This is a genomic window from Mesorhizobium loti CJ3sym (assembly GCF_000472785.1).
GTDB classification, from domain to species: domain Bacteria; phylum Pseudomonadota; class Alphaproteobacteria; order Rhizobiales; family Rhizobiaceae; genus Mesorhizobium; species Mesorhizobium loti_E.
This window is the reverse complement of sequence record NZ_AXAL01000018.1, coordinates 123,343-140,445: the sequence shown is the minus strand read 5'-3', so window position 1 is coordinate 140,445 and position 17,103 is coordinate 123,343. Positions and strand designations below refer to the sequence as shown.

The window sequence follows — 17,103 nt, the reverse complement described above, 5'->3', positions numbered from 1 at the left end:
CGACACGCCGCCCGTCTTTCTGGCCCAATGAGCCGTCGCATAAATGCTCGTTGCCGGCCATGAGGCTGCCGGATATGCTGTTGACCAACTGGACAAAAACCGCAACGGTAAGGGGTCGGAGGGCCGTCCTTAGGCCCCGAAAAGAGTTCTACAATCCTGAGCCGGGAACTCAGGTCAACAAACAACAAAACAGGGAACAATCACCATGATGATGGAAAAGTTTGCTCTACGCTCCCGCATCCTGCTTGCGGGTGCCGCCATGTCCGCTCTGCTTCTGGCCGGGGCGCCGGCTGGTGCGGTCACGCCCGCCGACACGCTGGTCGAAGGCTTCGCGATCGACGACATCATCTCCATGGATCCGGGCGAGGCGTTCGAGCTGTCGACCGCCGAAGTCACCGGCAACACCTATGATCTGCTTGTCCGCCTCGACCTCAGCGATACCTCCAAGGTCAAGCCGGATCTCGCCGCGAGCTGGACCGTTTCTGACGACGGCATGACCTATACATTCAAGCTCAAGCCGGGCCTCAAATTCGCCTCGGGCAACCCGATCACCGCGGCCGATGTCGCCTATTCGTTCGAGCGCGCCGTCAAGCTGGACAAGAGCCCGGCCTTCATCATCGGTCAGTTCGGCATCAGCGGCGACAACGTCACCGAAAAGGCCAAGGCCGTCGACGACGCTACCTTCCAGTTCACCGTCGACAAGGCCTATGCGCCGAGCTTCGTGCTGAACTGCCTCTCGGCAACGGTCGCCTCGGTGGTCGACGCCAAGCTGGTCAAGGAACATGTCGCGGCGGTGACGCCGAGCGCCGACTACAAATGGGACAATGATTTCGGCAATGCCTGGCTGAAGACCGGCTATGCCGGCTCCGGCGTCTACAAGCTGCGCGAATGGCGCGCCAACGAAGCCGTGGTCATGGAGCGCAACGACAATTATTACGGCGAGAAGGCCAAGCTCGCCCGCGTCATCTACCGCAACATGAAGGAAAGCTCGGGCCAGCGCCTGGCGCTCGAAGCCGGCGACATCGACGTTGCCCGCAACCTCGAGCCGAACGATCTCGACGCCATTGCCAAGAACGCCGACCTCACCACCACCAGCGCGCCAAAGGGTACGGTTTATTACATCAGCCTCAACCAGAAGAATCCGAACCTCGCCAAGCCCGAGGTGCGCCAGGCCTTCAAATATCTGGTCGACTACGATGCGCTGAGCACGACCATCCTCAAGGGCATCGGTGAAATCCACCAGTCCTTCCTGCCCAAGGGCGACCTGGGCACCGTGGACGACAACCCGTTCAAGCTCGACGTCGCCAAGGCCAAGGAACTGCTGGCCAAGGCCGGCCTGCCCGACGGTTTCAGCGTCACCATGGACGTGCGAACTGGACAGCCGACGACAGGCATGGCGGAATCGATCCAGCAGACGCTTGGACAGGCCGGCATCAAGCTGGAGATCATTCCTGGCGACGGCAAGCAGACGCTGACCAAATACCGCGCCCGCAATCACGACATCTACATCGGCAATTGGGGCCAGGATTATTTCGATCCGAATTCCAATGCCCAGACCTTTGCGTCGAACCCCGATAATTCGGATGCCGGCAAGTCGCACACGCTCGCCTGGCGCAACAGCTGGGACATTCCGGACCTGACCAAGGAAACGGAAGCGGCCCTGCTGGAGAAGGATTCTGGCAAACGCGCCGACATGTACAAGGATCTGCAAAAGAAGATCCTCGACACCAGCCCCTTCGTCATCATTCACCAGCAACTGGAAGTGGTTGGTCTGCGCAAGAACCTCAAGGGCCTCGTGCTCGGCCCGAGCTTCGACACCAATTTCGTCGGGTCGGTCTCCAAGGAATAATGCGGTCGGACGCGCCGCATGAGTGCGGTTGAAAACGAGAGCGGGCGCGGCAGCGCCCGCGCCGTCGCCCTTGCATCGGCGATAGGCCGCTTCCTGGTCATCGCGGTCACGACCTATCTTGGTCTGCTCGCGGTCACCTTCTTCATTGGCCGGGTCATCCCGATCGATCCGGTGCTGGCGGTGCTCGGTGATCGCGCGCCTCTCAATGTCGTCGAACGCACGCGCCGCGAGATGGGTCTCGATCTGCCGCTGGTCGAGCAGTTCTACATCTATGTGAAGAATGCCCTGAGCGGCGATTTCGGCACGTCGGTGCTGACCACCAATCCGGTCATGACCGACATCCGCCGCGCCTTCCCCGCGACCATCGAACTGGCGACGCTGGGAACGCTGATCGGTTCGGTGCTCGGCGTGCCGCTCGGTGTGCTGGCAGCTGTAAAACGCGGCAGCGTTATCGACCAGATCGTGCGCATTGTCGGCCTTATCGGCTATTCCGTGCCGATCTTCTGGATCGGGCTTTTGGGGCTCGTCCTGTTCTACGCCAAGCTGCAATGGGTGGCGTTTCCCGGCCGCCTCGACGTCGTCTACGAATACACGTTCACACCGATCACCGGCTTTTATCTTCTCGATGCGCTGTGGCAGCGCCAGTGGGATGTCTTCTACGATGCCTTTCGCCACATCATTTTGCCGGCAGGCCTGCTCGGCTATTTCTCGCTGGCTTACATCAGCCGCATGACGCGCTCATTCATGTTGAACGAACTGGCGCAGGAATACATCGTCGCCGCGCGCGCCAAGGGCTTGTCGGAAACCCGCATCATCTGGGGCCACGCGCTTCGCAACGCCGCCGTGCCGATGGTCACCGTGATCGCGCTGTCCTACGCCAATCTGCTGGAGGGCTCGGTGCTGACCGAGGTCGTCTTCTCCTGGCCCGGCATCGGCCTCTACATCACCAATTCGCTGCAGAACGCCGACATGAACGCCGTGCTTGGCGGCACCATCGTCATCGGCTCGGTGTTCATCGGCATCAATCTCCTGTCCGACCTGCTTTACCGTGTGCTTGATCCGAGGACGAAGGTCCGATGAGCGCCGAGGTCGTCCAATCCCGCCGCGACTGGCTGCTCAGCGAGCGCCCGGCCTCGCGCATGCAGGCAAGGCTCGGCCGCGCCTATGTCGCGTGGCGGCGCTTTTCCGCCAACCGGCTGGCTTTTGTCGGCCTGTTGATCATCATCGCCCTGCTGGTCATCGCCGCCCTTGCCGGCGCTCTGGCGCCTTACTCGCCGACATTCGGCGATCTCAAGAATTCACGGCTGCTGGCGCCCAGCGCCGAACACTGGTTCGGCACCGACGACCTCGGACGCGATATCCTGTCGCGCATCCTCTACGGCTCGCGCTGGACGCTTTATGTTGTCATTCTGGTTGCCATCATCGCCGCCCCCATCGGCCTGCTGGTCGGCACCATTGCCGGCTATGCCGGCGGCTGGACTGATGCCATCCTGATGCGCATCACCGACATCGTCCTCGCTTTCCCCAAGCTGATCCTGGCGCTGGCTTTCGTCGCCGCGCTTGGCCCCGGCATCGAGAATGCGGTGCTGGCCATCGCCATCACCTCGTGGCCGCCCTACGCCCGAATTGCCCGCGCGGAAACGCTGACGGTGCGCAATTCCGATTACATCAAGGCGGTGCAATTGATGGGCGCCTCGCCCTTCCGCATCGTGTTGCGCCACATTATGCCGCTCTGCATCTCCTCGCTGATCGTCAGGGTGACGCTCGACATGGCCGGCATCATCCTGACTGCCGCCGGGCTCGGCTTCCTCGGCCTCGGCGCGCAGCCGCCGCTGCCGGAATGGGGCACCATGATCGCTTCCGGTCGCCGCTTCGTGCTCGACCAGTGGTGGGTGGCCGGCGCGCCGGGCTTTGCCATCCTCATCGTCAGCCTCGGCTTCAACCTGCTTGGCGACGGCCTGCGCGATGCACTCGATCCCCGCAGTGGTGACCAATGAACAGGGAGACGAAGACGCTTCTCGACGTCGACGATCTGCGCGTCACCTTCCCGACCCGCACCGGGGTGATCGAGGCGGTGCGCGGTGTCTCCTTTTCGCTCGGACGCGAACGGCTCGGCATCGTCGGCGAGTCCGGCTCCGGCAAGTCGCAGACGGGCCGCGCCATCATGGGCGTGACGCCGTCCCAGGCCCGGATATCTGCCAACAAACTGGCCTTCGATGGCATCGATCTGCTCCGCATCTCGCCGCGCGAACGCCGGGCGCTGCGGGGCAACCGCATCGCCATGATCCTGCAGGATCCGAAATATTCGCTCGACCCGGTGATGAGCATCGGCCGCCAGATCGTCGAGACGCTGCGCACGCATGAGAGGGTCTCCAAGGCCGAGGCGCGCGAGCGCGCGCTCGCCATGCTGGAGGCGGTGCAAATCCGTGACCCCAAACGTGTCTTCGACCTGCATCCGCACGAAGTGTCCGGCGGCATGGGCCAACGCGCCATGATCGCCATGATGCTGATTGCCGGACCGGAAATGATGATTGCCGACGAGCCGACCTCGGCGCTCGACGTCACGGTACAACTCGACGTGCTCGGCATCCTCGACAAATTGGTCAGCGACCGTGGCATGGGGCTGATCTTCATCTCGCATGATCTGCGCCTGGTTTCGTCCTTCTGCGACCGCGTCATCGTCATGTATGCCGGCAAGGTGGTCGAGCAGCTCAAGGCGTCGGAACTGGGCAATGCCCAGCATCCCTACACGCGCGGCCTGCTCAACTGCATGCCCAAGATCGGCGCCGACCGTCACCCGCTGCCGGTGCTCGACCGCAAGCCGGAGTGGGCGGCATGACGTCAGCGATTGCCGTCGACCGGCTGGAAGTCATCTTCGATCGCTTTCGCGCGCTGAAGGGCGTCAGCCTCGACGTACAGCCGGGGGAATCCTTCGGCCTGGTTGGCGAATCCGGGTCCGGAAAATCGACGCTGCTCAGGGCCATCGCCGGCCTTGCGCCCGTCGCCTCGGGTAGTATCGCCGTCAACGGCAAGACGCTCGGCACGCGCCGCGACAAGGCCTTCTATCGCGAAGTGCAGATGGTCTTCCAGGATCCGTATGGCTCTCTGCACCCGCGCCAGACCGTCGACCGCCTGCTGCAGGAGCCGCTGGCCATTCACGGCTTTGCCGATGGCGAAAAACGCATCCAGCAGGCGCTCGACGAAGTCGGCCTTGGCAACGGCTTTCGCTTCCGCTACTCGCATCAATTGTCGGGCGGCCAGCGTCAGCGTGTGGCGATCGCCCGAGCGCTCATTCTCGAACCGTCGATCCTGTTGCTCGACGAGCCGACCTCGGCGCTCGATGCCTCCGTGCAGGCGGAAGTGCTCAATCTGCTGGAAGAAGTCCGCCGGCGGCGCAAGCTGACCTTCCTGATGGTCAGCCACGACCTCGCCATCATTACCCATATGTGCGAGCGGCTGATGGTGATGCAGAGCGGTGAGGCGGTGGAAAATCTGGCGGCGAGCGATCTTGTCGAGCGACGTGTCACGAAGGATTATACACGCAATCTGCTAAGGGCCAGCGACGGTTTTGTAAGAACTGCTTGAGTTCGTTTTCCTAAGTGCAGAACGATCTTCGGGGAATTCCCATAGAGGAATGGAAGTTTGCAGATCCCCCAATGTCGCGGTGTTTGTGGATCGGGGCATAGTTACGCGAGGCGATTGGATCGCCTACGTCTCGCATGACGATGACGACGGCAGCTGGCAATTTCACAACAGCGAAACTGGACCTGTTGACGATGGCGACATAATGATCGTCAGCTTGCAAAACGTTGTGCGGCGCGATGAAAGCATTCTGGCGCTGGCCGACTTGCCCGAAGGCTGGTGCGCCTGGCGCGGCTCAAAATCATCGCCGTGGCAGCGCGCCAAATCACGTCCTCAACCCTCCAACAACAACGAGTGATCCGGCAAAGCCTTAAGTCTGAGCTGGTACGGGCTCGCTGGCCTCCGAAACCGGGGATTCGTCTCGACCTTTCGGCTCCTTGATCCGGAACCACGTCACGTAGAGCGCCGGCAGGAACAGCAGCGTGATCGCCGTGCCGGCGATGATGCCGCCCATCATGGCATAGGCCATTGGCCCCCAGAACACTTCGCGTGCGATCGGGATCAGCGCCAGGCTGGCGGCTGCCGCTGTCAGCGCGATCGGCCGCATGCGGTGTTCGGTTGCCTCGATGACAGCCGCCCACCGGTCCTTGCCCTCGCGGACAAGGTCCTCGATCTGCACGATCAGGATGACCGAGTTGCGGATCAGGATGCCGATCAGCGCCAGCACGCCGAGGATGGCGACGAAGCCGAGCGGTGCGCCGCTCGGCACCAGGGCCGCAACCACGCCGATCAGCCCGAGCGGTGCCACTGCAACCACCAGGAACAGGCGCTGGAAGCTTTGCAGCTGGATCATCAGGATGGTCGCCATGACGAACAGCATCAACGGCACCACGGCGGCGATCGGCCCCTGGCTTTTGCCGCTCTCCTCGACCGAGCCCGCGGTCTCGATCGAATAGCCCGGCGGCAGTTTGGCGATGAAGGCCTCGACCGATGGCTTCAACTCGTTGACGACCGTTGCCGGCAGCACGTCGCCGACCAGGCCTGCGCGCACGGTGATCGTCGGAATGCGGTCACGCCGCCACACCGTCGGTTGCTCCAAATCGTAGCGGAAGTTGGCCACCGCCGCGAGCGGAATGGCCTCGCCGGTGCTGGTCGGCAACTGCATGTTCTGCAACGTCCCGATCGAGCCGCGTTCGGCATCGCGCGAGCGCGCCACGACATTGATCAGATAGGTGGCGTCGCGCACCTGGGTGATGGTGGCGCCGCCGACCGTGCTGTTCAGCGCGCTGGCGATATCGGATGAGGTGATGCCGAGCTGGCGTGCCTTGTCCTGCAGCACCTCGACCCTCAGCACACGCTGCGGCTCGTTCCAGTCGAAGGTCGGCGGGGCCAGCTTCGGATTGGTGGCGATGAGGCCGGCGAATTGCTGCGCCAGTCCGCGCACCGTCTGGATTTCGGGACCGCCGACACGGTACTGCACCGGGCGACCGACCGGCGGGCCAAGCTCCAGCGGCTTGACGAAGGCATCGGTGCCGACGAACTCCGCGCGCAGCAGCTTCTCCAAAGCCGGCTTCACCCGGTTGCGGGCCTCGATGCTCTTGGTGACGATGACCGTCTGGCCGAAATAGGGGTTGGCGGGCTGCACATCATAGGCGAGCACGAAGCGTACCGCGCCCTGGCCGATATAGGACGAGAAATGGTCGATGTCGGGATTGCCGACCAGCGCCCGCTGCTCGAACCGCTCCATCTGGTCGCGCGTCTCGGCGATCGACGAGTTCTGCGGCAGGTTCCAGTCGACGATCAACTCCGGCCGGTCCGACGGCGGGAAGAACTGCTGTTGCACCAGGCCGAAGCCGGCGATCGAGCCGGCAAACAACAACACCGTGACGATGATGGTCAGCCAGTGATGGCGCACCGAGCCGACAAGCACGCGCCGGAACAGCGACGTGAATCGGCCGGGCTGGTCGTGATGCTTTGTCTTCATCGTCGCCGGCAGGATGGTGACGCCAAGCAGCGGCGCAAACAGCACCGCCACGATCCATGACACCAAAAGCGACACGGCGATGACGACGAACAGCGTGAAGGTATATTCGCCCGCAGCACTCGAGTTGAGGCCAATCGGGATGAAGCCGGCGACCGTCACCAGCGTGCCGGTCAGCATCGGGAAGGCGGTCGACGTGTAGACATAGGTCGCCGCCTTGCGGATATTGTCGCCGACCTCCAGCCGCGCCACCATCATCTCGACCGCGATCATGGCGTCGTCGACCAGCAGCCCAAGCGCGATGATCAGCGCGCCCAGCGAAATGCGCTGCAGCGATATGCCGAGATACTCCATCACGGTAAAGGTGATGGCTAGCACCAGCGGGATGGACAGCGCGACGACGAAGCCAGCGCGCATGCCAAGGCTGACGAACGACACCGCGAGCACGATGGCGACCGCTTCGGCCAGTGCCCGGGTGAAGCCCGAAACCGCCTCCTCGACGATGACCGGCTGGTCGGCGACCAGATGCACGCCGACGCCGACCGGAAGGTCAGCCAGTACCTTGTTCATCTCCTTGTGCAGCGCCTCGCCGAATTCGAGCAGATTGGCGTTGGGCTTCATGCCGATGGCGAGCGCGATGGCGTCCTGGCCATTGAAGCGGAACAGCGCCGTCGGCGGATCGGCATAGCCGCGCGTGATCGTCGCCACGTCGCTCAGCCGGAAGAAGCGGTCGTTGACGCGCAGATTGATGGCCCGCAGGCTGTCTTCGGAGGTGAACTGGCCGCCGACGCGCACGCTGATGCGCTCCGGTCCAGACTGGACGACACCGGACGGCGTGATGGCGTTCTGCGCCTGCAGGCTTGCCACGATCGCTTGCTGGTTGAGGCCAAGGGCGGCGATCTGGCGGGTCGAGAATTCGAGATAGATCGCCTCGTCCTGCGCGCCGACCAGGTCGACCTTGCCGGCATTCGGCACGGTCAGGATCTTGGTGCGGGCATCCTCGACATAGTCGCGCAATTGGCGCGGCGTCAGCCCGTCCGATGTGAAGGCGTAGATATTGCCGTAGACATCGCCAAAGCGGTCATTGAAGAACGGTCCCTGCACGCCTTGCGGAAACTGCGCCTTGATGTCTTCCACCATGTTGCGCACCTGAATCCAGTTCGGCACGACATCGCGCGCCTTGGTGGTGTCCTTCAGGTTGACGAAGATGACAGTCTGGCCGGCGGTGGTGACGGATCTGGTGAAGTCGAGACTGTCGAGCTCTTCGAGCTTCTTCTCGATGCGGTCGGTGACCTGCTGCAGGGTCTCCTTGACCGACGCGCCGGGCCAGTTGGCCTGGATGATCATGGTCTTGATGGTGAAGTTGGGGTCTTCCTCACGGCCGAGATTGAGGTAGGAGAACACGCCGGCCACGACGAAGACCAGCATGAAGTACCAGACCATGGAGCGGTGGCTGAGCGCCCACTCGGAGAGATTGAAGCCCTTCATCAGACGCCGCCCTCCGGCACTTTGACCTTCTGGCCTTCGCTCAAGCTGTGGACGCCCGCCGTGACGACGCGCATGCCGGCCTCCAGCCCCTCGGCGACGGTGAAGGTGGCGGCACCCTTGGCGGCCACCTTGATCTCTTTCACGCTCACGCTCGACGTTTGTGGATCGACGATCCACACCTTGTCGACACCGTCCTTTTCAAGCAGTGCCGACATCGGCAATTCGATCGTCGGCATAACCTTGGCCACGCGGGTCGCCGTCACCGTCGAGCCGAGCCGGAAGGCTTGCGGCGGATTGGTGAGCGTCAGCTTGATGCGTCGCGTGCGGGTCGAGCCTTCAGACTGTGGCGCGATCTCGCGCAGCTTGGCCTCGGTCTGGATCGTCGGCAGCGATTGCAGGATGACCTGGAATGGCGTGCCGGCGGTGAGGTCACCGACCAACTGGTCGGGAATGTCGACCACCGCCTCGCGCAGATCCGAGCGAGCCACGGTGACGACAGTCTGGCCGGCCGAGACGGTCTGCCCGACCTCGGCGCCGACGGCGGTGACGACGCCGTCGAAATCCGAGAACAGCCGGGCATAGCCAAGCTGTTCCTGCGATTTGGCAAGCGAAGCCTTGGCCCGTTCGACGCTGGCCTCGGCGGCTTTTCTTACCTGCTGCGCGGCATCGAAGACAGCCTGCGAGGTGTTGGCCGAGGCGAGCAGCTGGCGCTGGCGCTCTTCGCTCGCGGCGGCGTTGGCAAACTGTGCCTCGGCATTGGAAAGCTCGGCCTTGGCCGCCTGGACGGCCAGTTCCAGCGCGGTCGGGTCGAGCGCGGCGATCGTCGTGCCCTTGCTGACGATGTCGCCGACATTGACGTCGCGTGAGACGACGCGGCCAAGCAGGCGGAAGGCGAGGTCGGCGCTGACCTGAGGCTCGACCGAGCCGGCAAAGCCGAAGGTCTGCGAGGTCCGTGGCTCGACCACGACAGACAGCACCGGCCGGATGATCTCCGGCGGCTTTTCATCCGATTTCGAGCAGCCGGCGAACGCGCCAAGCGCGCACAGACCAAACAAGATCCGCGGCAGCCTTCTCATTGGCCCGCTCCCGATATCTCGACCGTTTGCCCGGGACTGAGCAACTGCCCGCCTGCGGTAACGACGCTCTGGCCTTCGTTCAGCCCGCCGGCGACGACGACGGTGCCCGAATCGAAGGCCAGCACCTCGACCGGCGCCGTCGCGACCGCCTTGGTCGAGGGATCGACTACCCAAACCGCCGGTTTGCCGGCGCTGGACGTCAGCGCCTGCCAGGGCAGCAGGACAGCTTTCGCCGGCTTGGCGCTGACCGAGCCGATGACGGCGGCTCCCAGCGGCATGCCGGTGGGAGTATCGGGAATGGCGACCTTGACCCGGATCGAGCCCGAAGCCGGGTCAACCGCCGGCGAGATTTCGCGTACCTTGCCCGTAGCCCGGACCTGCGGATCGGACAACAGCGTGATCGTCACCGCAGGCGATGCAGGCGTCCTGGCGATCAGCGTCTCCTGCACGTTGAACACCGCATCGCGGTCGCCGTCCTCGGCGACGGTGAACACGGTTTGCGCGGCTTGCACCACTTGACCGGTTTCGACCTGCCGGGCGGTGATGACCCCGGCGGCACCGGCCTTGAGTTCGGTGAAGGAGAGGTTCTGCTGGGCATTGGCGAACGCGCTCTGCGCGGCATCGACGCTGCCTTGCGCCACCTTCAGCGCCTGGTCGGCGGCGTCATAATCGCGCCTGGTGGTAAAACCCTGGGCAAGCAGCGTCTTCTGCCGCTCGAAGGCGGCGGCGGACTGGGTCAGCTGCGCCTGCGCTGCGTCAAGATCGGCCTGCGCGGAGCGCAGATCGGATTGCTGTTCCTGCGGATCGATGCGGGCAAGCACCGCACCCTGGTCGATATGCTGGCCGACATCGACAAGCCGCTCGGCGACCCGGCCGCCGACCCGGAACGACAGATTGTTCAGCGTGCGCGCCGCGATAACGCCGGTCAGCGAGGTTCTCGGTGCATAGTCGGCCAAAGCCACCGTTTCGGTACGCACCATGACCGGTAGTTTCTTTTCTGATGCCTCCTGCTTCTGGCAGCCGGTCAGCATCAATGCGGCTGTGCAGACGACAAGCGCCGAAGCGGCTGGAAAAGACAAAAGGCTGGAGGTTTTGACCAATGGCGGCGAGACGGACGATGTCACGTTCCTGCTCATGGGCTCCCCCGGCCGCAGGCGGCTCGCTGATCGCGATGCCTCACGGATATCTGGAGGATAGTCGATCTCCGGAAAAAGGAAACCGGTCTCGTACACGTATCGGACGGCTGCACCGGGATCAGGCCCAATCGCCAGCCGGTGGTGCCGACTTGAGGAAAATGTGAAATAAGGCCAGAAGACACCGAGCAAACAAGAACGGGCGCCGGCCCGATGAGGGATATCATGAAGAATTCAGCCATTTCCGAACGCAAGAACCAGTCGATCTCGCGCGGCGTCGGCATGACCACGCAGATTTACGCCGACAGGGCTGAGAATTCTGAGATCTGGGACGTCGAGGGCCGCCGCTACATCGACTTCTCCTCGGGCATCGCCGTCGTCAACACCGGCCACCGCCATCCCAGGGTGATCGAGGCGGTCAAGGCGCAGCTCGACCGCTTCACCCACACCTGCCATCAGGTCGTGCCTTATGAGAGCTATGTCAGGCTGGCCGAACGGCTGAACGCCATGCTGCCCGGCAAGTTCGAGAAGAAGACGATCTTCGTCACCACTGGCGCCGAGGCGGTCGAGAACGCCATCAAGATCGCCCGCAACGCCACCGGCCGCCAGGCCGTCATCGCCTTTGCAGGCGGCTTCCACGGCCGCACCTTCATGGGCATGGCGCTGACCGGCAAGGTCGTGCCCTACAAGGTCGGCTTCGGCGCCATGCCGGGCGACGTCTACCATGCGCCGTTCCCGGTGCCGCTACACGGTGTTTCGGTCGCCGATTCGCTTGCCGCGCTCGACCGCCTGTTCAAGGCCGATGTCGATCCGGCCCGCGTCGCCGCCATCATCATCGAGCCGGTACAGGGCGAGGGTGGCTTCTACGACGCGCCACGCGATTTCCTGGTTGCACTGCGCAAGCTGTGCGACCAGCACGGTATGCTGCTGATCGCCGACGAGGTGCAGACCGGCTTTGCCCGCACCGGCAAGATGTTTGCCATGGATCACCATGAAGTCGCCGCCGACATCACCACCATGGCCAAGAGCCTGGCCGGCGGCTTCCCGCTGGCGGCGGTCACCGGCCGCGCCGAGATCATGGATGCGCCCGGCCCCGGCGGCCTCGGCGGCACCTATGGCGGCAGCCCGATCGGCGTTGCCGCGGCACATGCGGTGCTCGACGTGATCGAGGACGAGAAGCTGTGCGACCGCGCCAACACGCTGGGCGCGCGGCTGAAGCAGCGCCTGCAATCGATCCGCGACGACGTGCCCGAGATTGTCGACATCAGGGGCCTCGGCTTCATGAACGCGGTCGAGTTCAACGACGTCAAGAAGGGCCTGCCTTCGGCCGAAATCGCCAATGCGATCCGGCTGAAGGCGCTCGACAAGGGTCTGATCCTGCTGACCTGCGGCGTCTACGGCAATGTCATCCGCTTCCTCGCGCCGATCACCATCCAGGACGAGATCATGAACGAAGCGCTCGACATCCTGGAAAGCTCGATCCGCGAAGTCTGCGCTGCCTGAAAGGGGGCGCCGATTTCTCCTGACGGCCTACCCCGAAGCGGGTGAACGTGCCGTCAGGAGTTCGAATTCTGTAACCAGGCTGGAATGTCCATCTTGGCATGCAGCACCCGCCACACATCTATATGGTCGGTCTGTTCAAGGTAGAAAATCAGGTATGGATAACGCTTGAGCTGCACGCTGCGTAGCCCGGGCAATCCTATTTCATAGCCATACCTGAGAGAGCCTGATGCAGGATGGCTGGCTATCAGTTTGTAGGTGTCTTGAAGGTCATCGACATAGCCCAACGCCGTATGCGAACTAACTTCGCGTGCATAATAATCAATGGCGACCTCGATATCCCGCAGCGCGCGGTTTCGAGGAACAATTGCCTTCGGGGTCACTTAACTTATTGGCCTTGCGCTCGTTTTCGCAGCGCGGCGAAATAGTCATCGTCAACGGGGGCGCCCGGCGCGGATGATGCGCCCTCGAGGAGCAGCCCGCGTAGAAGTTGACGATCCTGATCGTGGCGGATCAATTCACGCACATACTCGCTGCTCGTGCCATAGCCGCGATCCGTCACTTGCTGATCGACAAAATGTTTCAAACTGTCGGGCAAGGAGATGTTCATGGTGCTCATTTGGTCATTTTAGAGCTTATGGCAAAAATTGGCAATCTTATGCACGGGCCTTGGCTGGCTCCAGGTTTTGAAACGCGGCCAGCGCCGCCTTCAGCCCATCTGGCCCCATGCCCACCGTTTCCGTCGTCGGCGAGAAGCCGGCGCCCAGCATCTTACGGCCAAGCATATGGTCGCCGGGGCGGTTGACGGATTCGATGCCGAGCAGCCGGTCGCCGGCATAGTGGTAGATCGAGAATTTATTGTCGGGCAGGTCGCCCAGCACGACATGGCTGTCGCCGCCGGCGGTCAGCCCGACCATCTGCAGCTTCATGTCGCCGATGTCGGACCAGAACCAGGGCACCGCCGAGTAAGCATCGGCGTGGCCGGTAATCGTACGCGCCGCAAGCCGGGCCTGGTCGGTGGCGTTCTGCACCGATTCCAGCCGCACATCGCCGCCGGTGAACCAGTGCCGGTAGGAGGCAGCGTCGCCGATGGCGAGAATGTCAGGCACGGAACTGCGCATCTGGTGATCGACGCGGATGCCGTTGGCGATGGTGAGACCGGCTTCCTGCGCCAGCTCGACATTCGGCACGGCGCCGATGCCGACGATGACCATGCGCGCCGGCAATCTCTCGCCTGACGAGGTGATGGCGGCCACGACATGGCCGTTTTCGCCTTTGAGTTTTGAAATCGAGGTGCCGGTCAGGATGCGTACGCCCGTCGCTTCCAGCCTTTGCCGGACATGGCTCGCCACGACTGGAGCCACGGCGCGGCCAAGCAGCCGGTCGACCGCTTCCACCACCGTCACCGTGCGGCCGGCCGCCCGCAGCGTCGCAGCGATTTCCAGCCCGATGAAGCCGCCGCCGAGGATGACGACATCTTCGCTCTGTGCGCTCAACTCCCGGATCAGCCGCGCATCGGCCAGCGAACGCAATGACAAAACGCCGGACAGATCCGCGCCCGGCAGCGGCAGCGTGCGTGGGCGCGAGCCGGTTGCCAGGATCAGGTGGTCGAAGGCAAGCGCGCCGCTGCCGGCGATGTCGAGGCGGCGTCCGCCGGCATCGATGCGCTCAATGCGGATGCCGGGCCGGTAATCGATCGCGTTCCCAGTATAGAACGCTTCGCCGCGTAGCGGTTGCGGTTTGGCCTCGGCGTCCTTGATGAAGGTCTTCGACAGCGGCGGCTTGTGGTAGGGCAGTTCGTTCTCGTCACTGATGAGGATCACCGGTCCGTCATAGCCATCCTCGCGCAGACTGGCGGCCGCTTGCACGCCCGCATGACCCGCACCGACAATGACCACGCCGTTCTTCATCGCGTTCCAATCCTGATTCGATCCTAGGATCTCCGGCCAAGTGGCAATTGTCTGGCGCCGCCGCAAGAGAGCGTTTGCGGGTCGCACCCGGGATGGCGGCTGTCAATCGGACAGTTCGGCCGCAAAGCCGGTGCAGCGAAGGCATAAAGTTGACCGTTGCAGTTTAGAATAATTCTAAACTATTGTTTCAATTGGCTTTTCCCGTCGATTTTCATTGACTTCCACTGATGTCGAAGCTTTATGGGAGCCTGCGCGTTAGCGCATCCCTTTGATGTTTGGGCCTTGAACCCGTTCGATTGGAGGCATTTTGGTGTCTTTCTTCCCTGAACCGCGCGATGGCGCGGCAAGTCTTGGCGCATTTGGCATTGATGTGGTCCGGCGCTGGTCGCCGCACGCGCCGGTTATAGAATTTCCGAGAAACTGGAGAGCGATAATGACAGCACGATATGGCGGCAGGCTTGCGGCGATCGGTGCCACGGCGCTGCTGACGGCGGCGGTATTTGTGCTGCCTGCCAAGGCGGAAACCGACACGAAGGCGGTTATCAAGACCTATGCCGATATCGGGCTCGCCAAATATGAGGATTCACTGACCACGGCTCAGGCACTCGACAAGGCAGTCGACGCGCTGCTTGCCAAACCCTCGGCGGAAACGCTCAATGCTGCCCGCGATGCCTGGAAGGCGGCGCGCGTTCCCTACCAGCAGACCGAAGTCTACCGTTTCGGCAACAAGATCGTCGACGACTGGGAAGGCGAGGTGAATTCCTGGCCGCTGGACGAAGGCCTGATCGATTATGTCGCCAAGAGTTACGGCACAGAATCGGACGCGAATTCGCTCTATACGGCCAATGTGATCGCCAACAAGGAGATCGAGATCAATGGCAAGAAGGTCGACGCATCGAACCTGACACCGGAATTCCTGTCAGGCACGCTGCAGCAGGCTGGCGGCATCGAGGCCAACGTCGCCACCGGTTATCACGCCATCGAATTCCTACTCTGGGGCCAGGATCTGCATGGCACCGGCCCGGGCGCCGGCGAACGTCCCTATACCGACTATGACCTCAAGAACTGCACCGGCGGCAATTGCGACCGCCGTGCGCAATATCTGAAGTCGGCGACCGGCCTTCTGGTTTCCGATCTGCAGAAGATGGTCAATGACTGGAAGGAAGACGGCGCGGCGCGCAAGAACCTCGTCGACGGCGAGCCGGACACCGCCATCTCGACCATCTTCACCGGCATGGGCTCGCTGTCCTACGGTGAACTGGCCGGTGAGCGCATGAAGCTCGGCCTGTTGCTGCATGATCCGGAAGAGGAGCAGGACTGCTTCTCCGACAATACCTACAACTCGCACCTCAATGACGCGATCGGCATCCGCGCCGCCTACCACGCCAACTATACCAGGCTCGATGGCACGGTTGTTTCGGGGCCTTCGGTGGCCGATATGGTGAAGGCTACCGATCCGGCGATCGACAAGGAACTGTCTGATAAGCTCGATGTCACCGTCGCCAAGATGGAGGCGATCAAGGCGCGGGCATTGGCCGGCGAGGCCTATGACCAGCAGATCGCCGAAGGAAACAAGGAAGGCAATGCCACCGTTCAGGCGGCGATCGACGCGCTGATGGACCAGACCAAATCGATCGAACGTGCCGTCGGTTCCTTGAAGCTCAACGCCATCGCCTTCGAAGGGTCCGATAGCCTCGACGCACCCGACAAGGTGTTCAAATAAGGGAAAACCCCCCGGGCATGGTCTTGAAAGGATCATGCCCGATGAAGATTTAAGCCACGCGGCGAGGAGGAAGCGCCGTCAGCCAGAGCCAAGTCAATGCTGATCTGCCATTGCAATATCATTACCGAGAAGGAAATCGAGCAGACGATCATTGGGCTGCTGGATCTGGATCCCTGGCAGCTTATCGTGCCGGCAAAGATTTATCATGCCATGCAAAAGCGCGGTCGCTGTTGCGGCTGCTTCCCAAATGTGGTGGAAACGATCATTCGGGTCACCGAAAATTATCACGCCCGCTCGGAGGCGAGCGGTGTGGATGTAGTTTCACACCTGGATCGCGTCAGAGGCCTGCGCGTCCAATACGGGAGCAGAACCCATGAAAGGCGAAATTCAGATCATCGAGCGGCTTAACGAGGCTCTTTTTCTGGAGCTCGGAGCCGTCAATCAATATTGGGTGCATTTCCGTCTTTTGGAGGATTGGGGATACACCAAGCTGGCAAAGAAGGAGCGGGCCGAATCGATCGAGGAGATGCACCACGCCGACAAGCTCATCGCCCGCATCATCTTTCTCGAAGGCCATCCGAACCTGCAGTCCGTGGCGCCGCTGCGCATCGGGCAGAACGTCAAGGAAGTACTCGAATCCGACCTTGCCGGTGAATATGACGCACGCACCGCCTACAAGCGTTCGCGCGAAATCTGCCACGAGGTGGGCGACTACGTGACGATGAAGCTGTTCGAGGATCTGCTGGCTGACGAGGAAGGTCACATCGACTTTCTCGAGACTCAGCTCGACCTGCTCGCCTCGATCGGCGAGGAAAAGTACGGCCAGCTCAATGCCGACTCGGCCAACGAGGCGGAGTAAAG

16 protein-coding genes are annotated in these 17,103 nt (G+C 62.6%); 10 read left to right on the top strand and 6 right to left on the bottom strand.

The features are described 5' to 3' along the window. Positions 1 to 205: 205 nt before the first annotated feature. The 6 genes from A3A9_RS0123990 to A3A9_RS39285 are packed head-to-tail and all read left to right on the top strand — an operon-like array spanning position 206 to position 5,789. Positions 206 to 1,849, top strand: a complete 1,644-nt coding sequence (locus A3A9_RS0123990; RefSeq protein WP_033838761.1) for an ABC transporter substrate-binding protein — start codon at positions 206 to 208, stop codon at positions 1,847 to 1,849. Positions 1,850 to 1,867: 18 nt separating this feature from the next. Further along, the gene (locus A3A9_RS0123985; RefSeq protein WP_027061054.1) at positions 1,868 to 2,929 is read left to right on the top strand and encodes an ABC transporter permease; all 1,062 of its coding nucleotides are present in this window, start codon (positions 1,868 to 1,870) and stop codon (positions 2,927 to 2,929) included. Then, the gene (gene nikC, locus A3A9_RS0123980; protein ID WP_027061053.1) at positions 2,926 to 3,846 is read left to right on the top strand and encodes a nickel transporter permease; all 921 of its coding nucleotides are present in this window, start codon (positions 2,926 to 2,928) and stop codon (positions 3,844 to 3,846) included. The genes A3A9_RS0123985 and nikC overlap by 4 nt, the downstream gene beginning before the upstream one ends. Continuing rightward, positions 3,843 to 4,688 (top strand): ABC transporter ATP-binding protein, encoded by an 846-nt coding sequence (locus A3A9_RS0123975; RefSeq protein ID WP_027061052.1) that lies wholly within the window; start codon positions 3,843 to 3,845, stop codon positions 4,686 to 4,688. Before nikC ends, A3A9_RS0123975 begins: the two co-directional genes overlap by 4 nt. Then, positions 4,685 to 5,434: an ABC transporter ATP-binding protein gene (locus A3A9_RS0123970; protein WP_027061051.1), complete on the top strand. Its 750-nt coding sequence runs from the start codon at positions 4,685 to 4,687 to the stop codon at positions 5,432 to 5,434. Before A3A9_RS0123975 ends, A3A9_RS0123970 begins: the two co-directional genes overlap by 4 nt. A 49-nt stretch (positions 5,435 to 5,483) precedes the next feature. Then, positions 5,484 to 5,789: a hypothetical protein gene (locus tag A3A9_RS39285; protein ID WP_063827789.1), complete on the top strand. Its 306-nt coding sequence runs from the start codon at positions 5,484 to 5,486 to the stop codon at positions 5,787 to 5,789. Between the two features lie 12 nt (positions 5,790 to 5,801). On the opposite strand, the gene A3A9_RS0123960 is transcribed toward A3A9_RS39285, so the two are convergent. The 3 genes from A3A9_RS0123960 to A3A9_RS0123950 are packed head-to-tail and all read right to left on the bottom strand — an operon-like array spanning position 5,802 to position 11,112. Then, on the bottom strand, positions 5,802 to 8,900 hold the full coding sequence (locus tag A3A9_RS0123960) for an efflux RND transporter permease subunit (RefSeq protein ID WP_082222194.1): 3,099 nt from the start codon (positions 8,898 to 8,900) through the stop codon (positions 5,802 to 5,804). Next, entirely contained in the window at positions 8,900 to 9,976 is a 1,077-nt protein-coding gene (locus tag A3A9_RS0123955) for an efflux RND transporter periplasmic adaptor subunit (protein ID WP_027061049.1), read from the bottom strand. Before A3A9_RS0123955 ends, A3A9_RS0123960 begins: the two co-directional genes overlap by 1 nt. Then, positions 9,973 to 11,112, bottom strand: coding sequence for an efflux RND transporter periplasmic adaptor subunit (locus A3A9_RS0123950; RefSeq protein WP_027061048.1), 1,140 nt, complete (start codon positions 11,110 to 11,112; stop codon positions 9,973 to 9,975). Before A3A9_RS0123950 ends, A3A9_RS0123955 begins: the two co-directional genes overlap by 4 nt. A gap of 222 nt (positions 11,113 to 11,334) precedes the next feature. On the opposite strand from A3A9_RS0123950, the gene A3A9_RS0123945 reads away from it, so the two are divergent. Further along, complete coding sequence (locus tag A3A9_RS0123945; RefSeq protein WP_027061047.1) at positions 11,335 to 12,612, top strand: 4-aminobutyrate--2-oxoglutarate transaminase; 1,278 nt, start codon at positions 11,335 to 11,337, stop codon at positions 12,610 to 12,612. Between the two features lie 53 nt (positions 12,613 to 12,665). Here the strand turns inward: A3A9_RS0123945 and A3A9_RS39280 are convergent, their stop codons facing one another. Genes A3A9_RS39280 through A3A9_RS0123930 form a run of 3 tightly spaced genes read right to left on the bottom strand, consistent with a single transcriptional unit; the run spans position 12,666 to position 14,519 of the window. Further along, positions 12,666 to 12,992, bottom strand: coding sequence for a type II toxin-antitoxin system RelE/ParE family toxin (locus A3A9_RS39280; RefSeq protein ID WP_033838760.1), 327 nt, complete (start codon positions 12,990 to 12,992; stop codon positions 12,666 to 12,668). Positions 12,993 to 12,997: 5 nt separating this feature from the next. Continuing rightward, a complete protein-coding gene (locus A3A9_RS0123935; RefSeq protein WP_027061046.1) occupies positions 12,998 to 13,228 on the bottom strand; it encodes a type II toxin-antitoxin system ParD family antitoxin in 231 nt (76 codons plus the stop codon). Between the two features lie 37 nt (positions 13,229 to 13,265). After that, positions 13,266 to 14,519 (bottom strand): NAD(P)/FAD-dependent oxidoreductase, encoded by a 1,254-nt coding sequence (locus A3A9_RS0123930; RefSeq protein WP_027061045.1) that lies wholly within the window; start codon positions 14,517 to 14,519, stop codon positions 13,266 to 13,268. 433 nt (positions 14,520 to 14,952) lie between these two features. Here A3A9_RS0123930 and A3A9_RS0123925 point away from each other — a divergent pair, with 433 nt between their 5' ends. The 3 genes from A3A9_RS0123925 to bfr all read left to right on the top strand — a co-directional run bounded on the left by A3A9_RS0123925 (position 14,953) and on the right by bfr (position 17,101). Next, entirely contained in the window at positions 14,953 to 16,242 is a 1,290-nt protein-coding gene (locus A3A9_RS0123925; RefSeq protein WP_027061044.1) for an imelysin family protein, read from the top strand. Between the two features lie 96 nt (positions 16,243 to 16,338). Next, complete coding sequence (locus A3A9_RS42855; protein WP_027032966.1) at positions 16,339 to 16,650, top strand: (2Fe-2S)-binding protein; 312 nt, start codon at positions 16,339 to 16,341, stop codon at positions 16,648 to 16,650. Further along, positions 16,616 to 17,101, top strand: coding sequence for a bacterioferritin (gene bfr / locus A3A9_RS0123920; protein WP_027061043.1), 486 nt, complete (start codon positions 16,616 to 16,618; stop codon positions 17,099 to 17,101). The genes A3A9_RS42855 and bfr overlap by 35 nt, the downstream gene beginning before the upstream one ends. The last annotated feature ends 2 nt before the right edge of the window (positions 17,102 to 17,103 follow it).

Bases quoted from the DNA above. Each gene is read 5' to 3' on its own strand.
- A3A9_RS0123990 (WP_033838761.1), top strand. From the start codon at position 206: ATGATGATGGAAAAGTTTGCTCTACGCTCCCGCATCCTGCTTGCGGGT.
- A3A9_RS0123985 (WP_027061054.1), top strand. From the start codon at position 1,868: ATGAGTGCGGTTGAAAACGAGAGCGGGCGCGGCAGCGCCCGCGCCGTC.
- nikC (WP_027061053.1), top strand. From the start codon at position 2,926: ATGAGCGCCGAGGTCGTCCAATCCCGCCGCGACTGGCTGCTCAGCGAG.
- A3A9_RS0123975 (WP_027061052.1), top strand. From the start codon at position 3,843: ATGAACAGGGAGACGAAGACGCTTCTCGACGTCGACGATCTGCGCGTC.
- A3A9_RS0123970 (WP_027061051.1), top strand. From the start codon at position 4,685: ATGACGTCAGCGATTGCCGTCGACCGGCTGGAAGTCATCTTCGATCGC.
- A3A9_RS39285 (WP_063827789.1), top strand. From the start codon at position 5,484: ATGGAAGTTTGCAGATCCCCCAATGTCGCGGTGTTTGTGGATCGGGGC.
- A3A9_RS0123960 (WP_082222194.1), bottom strand. From the start codon at position 8,900: ATGAAGGGCTTCAATCTCTCCGAGTGGGCGCTCAGCCACCGCTCCATG.
- A3A9_RS0123955 (WP_027061049.1), bottom strand. From the start codon at position 9,976: ATGAGAAGGCTGCCGCGGATCTTGTTTGGTCTGTGCGCGCTTGGCGCG.
- A3A9_RS0123950 (WP_027061048.1), bottom strand. From the start codon at position 11,112: ATGAGCAGGAACGTGACATCGTCCGTCTCGCCGCCATTGGTCAAAACC.
- A3A9_RS0123945 (WP_027061047.1), top strand. From the start codon at position 11,335: ATGAAGAATTCAGCCATTTCCGAACGCAAGAACCAGTCGATCTCGCGC.
- A3A9_RS0123935 (WP_027061046.1), bottom strand. From the start codon at position 13,228: ATGAGCACCATGAACATCTCCTTGCCCGACAGTTTGAAACATTTTGTC.
- A3A9_RS0123930 (WP_027061045.1), bottom strand. From the start codon at position 14,519: ATGAAGAACGGCGTGGTCATTGTCGGTGCGGGTCATGCGGGCGTGCAA.
- A3A9_RS0123925 (WP_027061044.1), top strand. From the start codon at position 14,953: ATGACAGCACGATATGGCGGCAGGCTTGCGGCGATCGGTGCCACGGCG.
- A3A9_RS42855 (WP_027032966.1), top strand. From the start codon at position 16,339: ATGCTGATCTGCCATTGCAATATCATTACCGAGAAGGAAATCGAGCAG.
- bfr (WP_027061043.1), top strand. From the start codon at position 16,616: ATGAAAGGCGAAATTCAGATCATCGAGCGGCTTAACGAGGCTCTTTTT.